This is a genomic window from Micromonospora sp. 4G55 (assembly GCF_016803375.1).
The window spans coordinates 1-9,566 of the sequence record NZ_JAEVHN010000209.1; the positions used below are offsets into that span (position 1 = coordinate 1).

At 72.1% G+C, this 9,566-nt stretch carries 9 protein-coding genes and 1 pseudogene; 9 read left to right on the forward strand and 1 reads right to left on the reverse strand.

Translation table 11 applies throughout. The annotated features are described in order from the left end of the window. Positions 1-447 (forward strand): C39 family peptidase (locus tag JNW89_RS18065; RefSeq protein WP_238449810.1); only part of this gene is annotated, 447 nt, incomplete at its 5' end. Positions 448-512: 65 nt separating this feature from the next. Here the strand turns inward: JNW89_RS18065 and recQ are convergent. Then, positions 513-2,354, reverse strand: a complete 1,842-nt coding sequence (gene recQ / locus JNW89_RS18070) for a DNA helicase RecQ (RefSeq protein ID WP_238449811.1) — start codon at positions 2,352-2,354, stop codon at positions 513-515. Positions 2,355-2,579: 225 nt separating this feature from the next. On the opposite strand from recQ, the gene rapZ reads away from it, so the two are divergent. The 8 genes and pseudogenes from rapZ to JNW89_RS18110 all read left to right on the forward strand — a co-directional run. Next, on the forward strand, positions 2,580-3,491 hold the full coding sequence (gene rapZ, locus JNW89_RS18075) for an RNase adapter RapZ (RefSeq protein ID WP_238449812.1): 912 nt from the start codon (positions 2,580-2,582) through the stop codon (positions 3,489-3,491). Next, a complete protein-coding gene (gene yvcK / locus JNW89_RS18080) occupies positions 3,488-4,450 on the forward strand; it encodes a uridine diphosphate-N-acetylglucosamine-binding protein YvcK (RefSeq protein ID WP_154943662.1) in 963 nt (320 codons plus the stop codon). Before rapZ ends, yvcK begins: the two co-directional genes overlap by 4 nt. A 54-nt stretch (positions 4,451-4,504) precedes the next feature. Further along, positions 4,505-5,485 carry a DNA-binding protein WhiA gene (gene whiA / locus JNW89_RS18085; protein WP_088999356.1) on the forward strand — a complete coding sequence of 327 codons (981 nt, stop codon included), beginning with the start codon at positions 4,505-4,507 and terminating at the stop codon, positions 5,483-5,485. Between the two features lie 264 nt (positions 5,486-5,749). After that, positions 5,750-6,754, forward strand: a complete 1,005-nt coding sequence (gene gap / locus JNW89_RS18090) for a type I glyceraldehyde-3-phosphate dehydrogenase (protein WP_238449813.1) — start codon at positions 5,750-5,752, stop codon at positions 6,752-6,754. Continuing rightward, entirely contained in the window at positions 6,751-7,950 is a 1,200-nt protein-coding gene (locus tag JNW89_RS18095; RefSeq protein WP_238449814.1) for a phosphoglycerate kinase, read from the forward strand. Before gap ends, JNW89_RS18095 begins: the two co-directional genes overlap by 4 nt. After that, complete coding sequence (tpiA, locus tag JNW89_RS18100) at positions 7,950-8,741, forward strand: triose-phosphate isomerase (RefSeq protein WP_238449815.1); 792 nt, start codon at positions 7,950-7,952, stop codon at positions 8,739-8,741. Before JNW89_RS18095 ends, tpiA begins: the two co-directional genes overlap by 1 nt. A 95-nt stretch (positions 8,742-8,836) precedes the next feature. Continuing rightward, entirely contained in the window at positions 8,837-9,097 is a 261-nt protein-coding gene (secG, locus tag JNW89_RS18105) for a preprotein translocase subunit SecG (protein WP_091291006.1), read from the forward strand. Between the two features lie 130 nt (positions 9,098-9,227). Then, positions 9,228-9,566: pseudogene (locus JNW89_RS18110) on the forward strand (RNA polymerase-binding protein RbpA); the annotation flags it as partial.

The following is a 9,566-nucleotide window of genomic DNA, read 5'->3' on the forward strand; positions in this document are numbered from 1 at the left end:
CGCAACGCCCTCTCGGTGCAGGGCAAGGACATCGACGTCGACGCGATGGCCAAGGAGATGGGCACCACCGAGGACGGCACCAACAGCATCAACGACATCACCCCGGTGCTGAACAAGGAGACCGGCAGCAAGGACGCCTACCGGTCGGTGGAGATCCGCGACAGCAAGGCCGACCGCAAGCAGACCGACAAGCTGCGCACCGACATCGTCCGCACCATCGACGAGGGCCGCGCCGTGGTCGCCAACATCGCCGGCACCACCACCGACACCGACGGCACCACCCACTCCTTCGAGGGCGGGCACTACATCAGCGTCGTGGGCTACACCAACGGCGGCAAGACCGTCACCATCGCCGACTCGGCCAACCCCGACCAGGCCTCCTACCGCATCAGCGTCGACAACCTCGCCGACTGGATCGCCACCCGCGGCTACTCCGCCGCCTCCTGACCCACCAGCACCACCGACAAGGGCCGCCCCACAACGGGGGCCGGCCCTTTCGTCGGCTCTGGTGGTCAGCCCTCCGTGAGTACGGCGAGGATGCCCTCGCCGTACTTGGCCAGCTTGTTCTCGCCGACGCCGTTGATCTGCGAAAGCTCGGCCAGCGAGCTGGGCGCCTCGGTGGCGATCTGTCGCAGCGTGGCGTCGTGGAAGATCACGTACGCCGGCACGCCCTGCTCCTTGGCGGTGGCCGCCCGCCAGGCGCGCAGCCGCTCGAACACCGAGGCCGCCTCCGGGGCGAGGTCGGCGACGACGGTGGCCGCGCCCCGGGGCTTCGCGGACCGGCCGGACGCCGGCCGCTCCGGCTCCCGGCGCATGGTCACCGTGCGGCGGCGGCCCAGCACCTCCGCGCTGGCCTCGGTCAGGGCCAGGGTGCCGTAGTCACCCTCGACGGCGAGCAGGCCCTCGGCGAGCAGTTGCCTGACCACCCCGCGCCACTCGGCCTCCCGCAGTTCGGTGCCGATGCCGAAGGTGCTCAGCGAGTCGTGGCCGTGCTGCGTGATCTTGTCGGTCTGCTTGCCGAGCAGGATGTCGACGCAGTGCCCGGCGCCGAAGCGCTGGTTGCGCTCCCGGTCCAGCCGAAAGACGGTGGAGAGCAGCTTCTGTGCCGGCACCGTGCCGTCCCAGGTCTCCGGCGGGGTGAGGCAGGTGTCGCAGTTGCCGCAGCCGGCCGCCCCGCTCTGGCCGAAGTATTCGAGCAACTGCACCCGGCGGCAGCGGACCGTCTCGCAGAGGGCCAGCATGGCGTCAAGGTGGGTGGCGAGGTTGCGCCGGTGCGCGAGGTCGCCCTCCGACGTCTCGATCATCTTGCGCTGCTGCACCACGTCCTGGAGGCCGTACGCCAGCCAGGCGGTGGACGGCAGGCCGTCCCGCCCGGCGCGACCGGTCTCCTGGTAGTAGCCCTCCACCGACTTCGGCAGGTCGAGGTGGGCGACGAACCGGACGTCGGGCTTGTCGATGCCCATCCCGAACGCGATCGTCGCCACCATCACCAGGCCGTCCTCGCGCAGGAAACGCTGCTGGTTGGCGGCGCGGGTGGCCGCGTCCAGGCCGGCGTGGTACGGCAGCGCGGCGACCCCGTTGGCGACCAGGAACTCGGCGGTCTTCTCCACCGAGGCGCGGGACAGGCAGTAGACGATGCCGGCGTCGCCGGGGTGCTCGTCGCGCAGCAGGGCGAGCAGCTGCTTGCGCGGCTCCTTCTTCGGCACGATCCGGTACTGGATGTTGGGCCGGTCGAAGCTGGCCACGAAGTGCCGGGCGTCGGTCAGCTTGAGCCGGCTGGCGATCTCGGCGCGGGTGGCGCTGGTCGCGGTGGCGGTGAGCGCGATCCGGGGCACCGTCGGCCACCGCTCGTGCAGCATCGACAGGGCCAGGTAGTCGGGGCGGAAGTCGTGCCCCCACTGCGAGACGCAGTGCGCCTCGTCGATGGCGAACAGGGCGATCCGGCCCCGGTCGAGCAGGCCGAGGGTGGCCCGGGAGCCGAGCGCCTCCGGGGCGAGGTAGAGCAGGTCCAGCTCGCCAGCGAGGAAGGCCTTCTCCACCTGGCGGCGGGCTTCCAGGTCCTGCGTCGAGTTGAGGAAGCCGGCCCGGACGCCGACGGCGGTCAGCGCGTCGACCTGGTCCTGCATCAGCGCGATCAGCGGGGAGACGACCACCGCGACGCCCTCGCGGACCAGGGCGGGAATCTGGTAGCACAGCGACTTGCCGCCGCCGGTGGGCATCAGCACCAGCGCGTCGCCGCCGGCCACCACGTGGTCGATGACCTCCCGCTGGAAGCCGCGGAAGGCGTCGTAGCCGAAGACCCGGCGGAGCACCCGCAGCGCGTCCTCGGTGCGCAGGTCGGTGGGGGAGGTCATCCGCGGAGTCTACGAGCCGACGCCGACAACCCGCCGACGCCGACCCGTGCGGGAATACCCGCTCCGCCGTCGCCGCTTTTTGGAGAGGCCGCCGATGCCGACACCGGCACCGGTCGGACGGGCGGGAACCGATCGACGCCGCCCGGGGGGATAGAGTCGCTGATCGACCATGCGTGTCCGGGACGAACCGGACGCGGCACGGCTGGGGGGTAGTGGGTGAGCGAGGTGCGGACGACCGACGGGTACGCCCCGGACGGCGGCGCGGCGACGGCGGAGGCGGACACCACGCTGGTGGTGGTCACCGGGCTGTCCGGTGGCGGCCGCAGCACCGTCGCCCGGGCGCTGGAGAACGTCGGCTACTACGTGGTGGACAACCTGCCTCAGGCGCTGATGCTGGACATGGCCGAGCTGGCGGTCAAGGCCGGCGGCGCGGCCCGGCGTACCGCGATGGTGCTCGACGTGCGCTCGCGCGCCTTCTCCACCGATCTCGCCGGGGCGATCCGCGAGCTGCGGGACCGGGGCTTCTCACCCCGGGTGGTCTTCGTCGACGCCGACGACGAGGTGCTGATCCGCCGGTTCGAGAGCGTCCGGCGCTCGCACCCGTTGCAGGGCGAGGGGCGGCTGGCCGACGGCATCGCCGTGGAGCGCGGCCTGCTGGAGGAGGCCCGCGACCAGGCCGACGTGATCATCGACACCAGCCACCTCAACGTCAACCAGCTGCGGCGGCGCATCGAGGAGCTCTTCGGCGGCGAGGACGCCCGCCGGCTGCGGGTCACCGTGATCTCCTTCGGCTTCAAGTACGGCCTGCCGCCCGACGCCGACTTCGTGCTCGACGCCCGGTTCCTGCCCAACCCGTACTGGGTGCCGGAGCTGCGCGAGCACACCGGGCGGGAGGAGGCGGTCAGCGCGTACGTGCTGGGCCAGGAGGGTGCGGACGCCTTCGTCACCGCGTACGCCGACCTGGTCAACGCCACCACCGCCGGCTTCGAGCGGGAGGGTAAGCGCTACCTGACCGTGGCCGTCGGCTGCACCGGTGGCAAGCACCGCAGCGTGGCCATCGCGGAGGAACTGGCCGGCCGGCTGCGCCAGTCGGGTCTGGCCGCCAACGCTCAGCACCGGGACCTGGGGCGGGAATGACGGCGGCGAAGGTGGTCGCCTTCGGCGGGGGGCACGGGCTCTCCGCCTCGCTGCGCGCGCTGCGTCACTGCGCCGGCGACCTCGACCTGGACATCACCGCCGTGGTCACCGTCGGCGACGACGGCGGCTCCAGCGGCCGGCTGCGCGCCGAGCGCGGCGGGCTGCCCCCGGGCGACCTGCGGCAGGCCCTGGTCGCGCTGGCCGGCGACCACCCCGCCACCCGGCGCAGCGCCGGGCTCTTCCAGCACCGCTTCGCCGGCGACTCCGGCGACGGCCTGGCCGGGCACGCGGTGGGCAACCTGGTGCTCTGCGGCCTGATGGAGCAGCTCGGCGACCCGGTGGCCGCGCTGGAGCACGCCGGGGCGATGCTCGGCGCGGTGGGCCGGGTGCTGCCGATGTCCCGCCAGCCGGTGGGGATCGAGGCACGGGTCCGCGGCGCCGACCCGGCGCGCCCCGACGAGGTACGCACGGTGCGCGGCCAGCACCAGGTGGCGGTGACCACCGGCCGGGTGGAGTCGCTGCGGCTCACCCCGACCGCGCCGGACGCGTGCGCCGAGGCGGTCGCCGCGGTGGGCGAGGCCGACTGGCTGATCTTCGGACCGGGCAGCTGGTACACCAGTGTGCTGCCGCACCTGCTGGTGCCGGGGCTGGCCGCCGCGATCGTCGCGAGCCGGGCCCGACGGCTGGTCACCCTCAACCTGGCGGCCGAGAAGGAGACCCTCGGGCTGTCCGTCGCCGACCACCTGGCCGCCCTGCACTCGTACCTTCCGCAGCTCACCGTGGACTTCGTGCTGGCCGATTCGAAGGCGGTGGGTGATCCCGAACCGGCCGGCCGTGCGGCAGAATCGCTGGGTGCCCGGCTGGTCCTCGCCCCGGTCGCCGTCACCGACGGCTCTCCCCGTCATGATCCGGCCGCCCTGGGCGCCGCATTGGTGCCTGTCCTGGGCGCCGATCGTTAAGCACGTACGTAATCACCGGCGACACGCCGGTACCGGTCCGTGGAGGGGCGCAGAATGGCGATGACGGCTGCGGTCAAGGACGAGCTGAGTCGGGTCGACGTGCCCAAGCCCTGCTGCCGGCGGGCGGAGATGGCCGCGCTGCTGCGCTTCGCCGGCGGGCTGCACATCGTCTCCGGTCGCGTGGTGGTGGAGGCCGAACTGGACACCGGGGCGGTGGCCCGGCGGCTGCGCCGGGAGATCGCCGAGGTGTACGGCTATCCGAGCGAGATCCACGTGCTCGCCTCCGGCGGGTTGCGCAAGGGCAGCCACTTCATCGTCCGGGTGGTCAAGGACGGCGAGGCGCTGGCCCGGCAGACCGGCCTGCTCGACGTGCGCGGCCGCCCGGTGCGCGGCCTGCCGCCGCACGTGGTGGCGGCCAACGTCTGCTGCGCCGTCTCCGCCTGGCGGGGCGCGTTCATGGCGCACGGCTCGCTGACCGAGCCGGGCCGCTCCAGCGCGCTGGAGATCACCTGCCCGGGTCCGGAGTCCGCGCTGGCCCTGGTCGGCGCGGCCCGCCGGATCGGCATCACCGCCAAGAACCGTGAGGTGCGCGGGGTGGACCGGGTGGTGGTCAAGGACGGCGACGCGATCGCCGCGCTGCTCACCCGGATCGGGGCGCACTCCAGCGTGCTGGCCTGGGAGGAGCGCCGGGTGCGCCGCGAGGTCCGGGCCACCGCCAACCGGCTGGCCAACTTCGACGACGCCAACCTGCGCCGCTCGGCCCGCGCCGCGGTGGCCGCCGCCGCCCGGGTGACCCGGGCGCTGGAGATCCTGGCCGAGGACGCGCCGAACCACCTGACCTCGGCCGGGCGGCTGCGCCTGGAGCACCGGCAGGCCTCGCTGGAGGAGCTGGGCGCGCTGGCCGACCCGCCGCTGACCAAGGACGCCATCGCCGGCCGGATCCGCCGGCTGCTGGCGCTGGCCGACAAGCGGGCTCGCGACCTGGGCATCCCGGATACGGAAGCGGCCGTCACGCCCGACATGCTCGTGGTCTGATAGGACGGTGAGGCTCCATGATGCGAGCGGGATCACCACCCGCCGCAGCGTGACGCCGCACGCTCGGATAAGGTCGCTGCGTACGGCAAGGGGGCCGGCACAGGCACTCCTCGCCGTGCTCACCGCCTCGGGCGGTCAGGTCTTCACGGACCGCGGCGGGGTGGCCGAGATGAACCGTCAACGGCCGGCTCCAACGGTCGGCGCACACACCTCCGCCGGCCCGGGTCTTACGCCGGCGGACCAGAACGCGAGGAGATGGGACCTGTGACCATCCGGGTTGGCATCAACGGCTTCGGCCGGATCGGCCGTAACTTCTTCCGGGCAGTGCTGGCGTCCGGCGCTGACATCGAGGTTGTGGCGGTCAACGACCTGACCGACAACGCGACGCTCGCCCACCTTGTCAAGTACGACAGCATCCTGGGCCGCCTCCCGCACGAGGTGAAGGCGACCGCCGACGAGATCACCGTGGGCGGCAAGACCATCAAGGCGTACGCCGAGAAGGACCCGGCGCAGCTGCCGTGGGGCGACGTCGGCGCGGACGTGGTCATCGAGTCCACCGGCTTCTTCACCGACGCCACCAAGGCCAAGGCGCACATCGACGGCGGGGCCAAGAAGGTCATCATCTCCGCGCCGGCGAAGAACGAGGACGTCACGGTGGTGATGGGCGTCAACCAGGACCAGTACGACCCGGCCAAGCACACCATCATCTCCAACGCCTCCTGCACCACCAACTGCCTCGCCCCGATGGCGAAGGTCCTGCACGACACGTTCGGTGTCCAGCACGGTCTGATGACCACCATCCACGCGTACACCCAGGACCAGAACCTGCAGGACGCGCCGCACAAGGACCTGCGTCGGGCCCGGGCCGCCGCGCTGAACATCGTCCCGACCTCGACCGGCGCCGCCAAGGCGATCGGCCTGGTGCTGCCGGAGCTGAAGGGCAAGCTGGACGGCTACGCGCTGCGGGTGCCGATCCCGACCGGCTCCACCACCGACCTGACCGTCAACGTCGGCCGGGAGACCACGGTGGACGAGGTCAACGCCGCGATGAAGGCCGCCGCCGAGGGCCCGCTCAAGGGCATCCTGGTCTACAACGAGGACCCGATCGTCTCCTCGGACATCGTCACCGACCCGGCGTCCTGCATCTTCGACGCGCCGCTGACCAAGGTCGTCGGCAACCAGGTCAAGGTCGTCGGCTGGTACGACAACGAGTGGGGCTACTCCAACCGCCTCGTCGACCTGGTCAAGCTGGTGGGTTCCTCGCTGTGAGCATCCGCAACCTCGACGACCTGCTTGCCGAGGGGGTGTCGGGTCGGCGCGTGCTGGTGCGCGCCGACCTGAACGTCCCGCTCGACAAGCAGACCGGTGAGATCACCGACGACGGCCGCATCCGCGCGGTCCTGCCGACCCTGAGCGCGCTGGTCTCCGCCGGCGCCAAGGTGGTCGTCTGCTCGCACCTGGGCCGCCCGAAGGGCGCGCCGGACCCGCAGTTCAGCCTCCGCCCGGTCGCCGGTCGCCTCGGCGAGCTGCTCGACGCGCCGGTGCACTTCGCCGAGGACACCGTCGGCGACTCGGCCCGCTCCACCGTGGACGCGCTGGCCGACGGCCAGGTCGCCCTGCTGGAGAACCTCCGGTTCAACAAGGGGGAGACCAGCAAGGACGACGCCGAGCGGGGCGCGTTCGCCGACCAGCTCGCCGCGTTCGGCGACGCGTACGTCGACGACGCGTTCGGCGCGGTGCACCGCAAGCACGCCAGCGTGTACGACGTGCCCGCCCGGCTGCCGCACGTCGCCGGCCGGCTGGTGCTGCGCGAGGTGGAGGTGCTCTCCAAGCTGACCGGTCAGCCGGAGCGCCCGTACGTCGTGGTGCTCGGCGGCTCCAAGGTCTCCGACAAGCTGGCGGTCATCGAGGCGCTGCTGCCGACGGTGGACCGGCTGCTCATCGGCGGCGGGATGTGCTTCACCTTCCTCAAGGCCCAGGGCCACGAGGTGGGCACCTCGCTGCTGGAGAAGGAGATGGTCGAGACCTGCCGCAACATCCTGGAGCGCTCCGAGGGCAAGATCATGCTGCCGGTCGACGTGGTGGCCGCGACCGCCTTCTCCCCGGACGCCGATCACGACGTCTTCCGTGCCGACGGCATCCCGAGCCACCGGATCGGGCTGGACATCGGCCCGGAGACGGTGGCCGGCTTCGCCGCCGCGCTGTCCCAGGCGAAGACCATCTTCTGGAACGGCCCGATGGGCGTGTTCGAGATGGCGCCGTTCGCCGCCGGTACCCGCGGGGTGGCCGAGGCGATCACCAAGGCCGACGCGTTCAGCGTGGTCGGTGGCGGTGACTCCGCTGCGGCGGTCCGGGCCCTGGGCTTGGACGAGTCGTCCTTCGGGCACATCTCCACCGGCGGTGGCGCCTCCCTGGAGTACCTGGAGGGCAAGACCCTCCCCGGCATCGCGGCCCTGGAGAAGTGATGGCGAGCGTCACCCGCCGGCCGCTGATGGCCGGCAACTGGAAGATGAACCTGAACCACCTCGAGGCCAACCTGCTGGTGCAGAAGCTGGCCGCGAGCCTCACCGAGAAGCAGCTCACCGAGGTCGAGACGGTGGTCCTGCCGCCCTTCACCGACCTGCGTACCGTGCAGACCGCGGTGGACGGCGACAAGCTGCTGATCGGCTACGGCGCGCAGGACCTGTCGCCGTACCAGTCGGGCGCCTACACCGGGGACGTCGCCGGGCCGATGCTGGCCAAGCTGGGCTGCACGTACGTGGTGGTGGGGCACTCCGAGCGGCGCGCCTACCACTACGAGGACGACGCGATCGTCAACGCCAAGGTGGCGGCGGCGCTGGCCAACGGGCTCACCCCGATCCTCTGCATCGGCGAGGGCCTGGAGATCCGGGAGCAGCTGCGGCACGTGCCGCACTGCTGCGACCAGCTCGACGGCGCCCTGCGCGGGCTCACCGCCGAGCAGGTGGCCAAGGTCGTCGTGGCGTACGAGCCGGTCTGGGCGATCGGCACCGGCAAGACGGCGACGCCGGAGGACGCCCAGGAGGTCTGCGGCGAGGTGCGCAAGCGGCTGGTCGAGACCTTCGGCCAGGGCACGGCGGACCAGGTCCGGATCCTCTACGGCGGGTCGGTCAAGTCCTCGAACGTGGCCGCGATCATGGCCCAGCCGGACGTGGACGGGGCCCTGGTGGGCGGTGCCAGCCTGGACGCCGAGGAGTTCGCGAAGATCTGCCGGTTCCCGGAGCACACCGCCCGCTGATCGCTCGCTATCCTTGAGGCCGCCCGTCCACCGGTCGGTGCCACCGTGCCCGATCTGTCCGGGCGAGGATCGTAACGAGAGGACTGACCCCAGCCATGCCGATCTGGTTCGCATACACGTTGATCGTGTTGCTGGTCATCACGAGCGTTCTGCTCACCATGCTGATCCTGCTGCACCGGGGTAAGGGCGGCGGGCTGTCGAGCATGTTCGGCGGCGGCGTCAGCTCCAGCCTGGCCGGCTCGTCCGTGGCCGAGAAGAACCTCGACCGCTACACCGTCCTGGTGAGCATCGTCTGGTTCGCCTGCATCGTCGGGCTCGGCCTCTGGCTCCGGCTCCAGCTCAGCAGCGGGGCCTGAGCCCGTCGGAGTCTCGGCGTACAATCTGCGCGCGGTCCGTTACGGACCGCGCGCAGTTCGTTGTGCAGCGCGTCGCCGCCGCCCACCCCCTGCCGAGCGGCGGTCCCTCCGACGACAGGAGCGAGCAGCCGTGCCCAGTGGCAACGTCATCCGTGGCTCACGGATCGGGTCCGCCCCCGAACGCCCTGCCGAGCGCTACGAGCCCGCACCCCGCCGGGCGGTGACCTACTGGTGCCGCAACGGGCACGCCACCGAGATCAGGATGGCGGTGGACGCCGAGGCGCCCCCGCTGTGGGACTGCCCCCGTTGCGGGCTGCCCGCCGGCCGGGACGCGGAGAACCCGCCCGGGCGGGCTCGTCCCGAGCCCTACAAGACCCAACTGGCGTACGTGAAGGAGCGGCGCAGCGAGGAGGAGGGGGGCGGCCATCCTGGCCGAGGCCCTCGCCGCGCTGCGCCGCCGTCGCGGCCG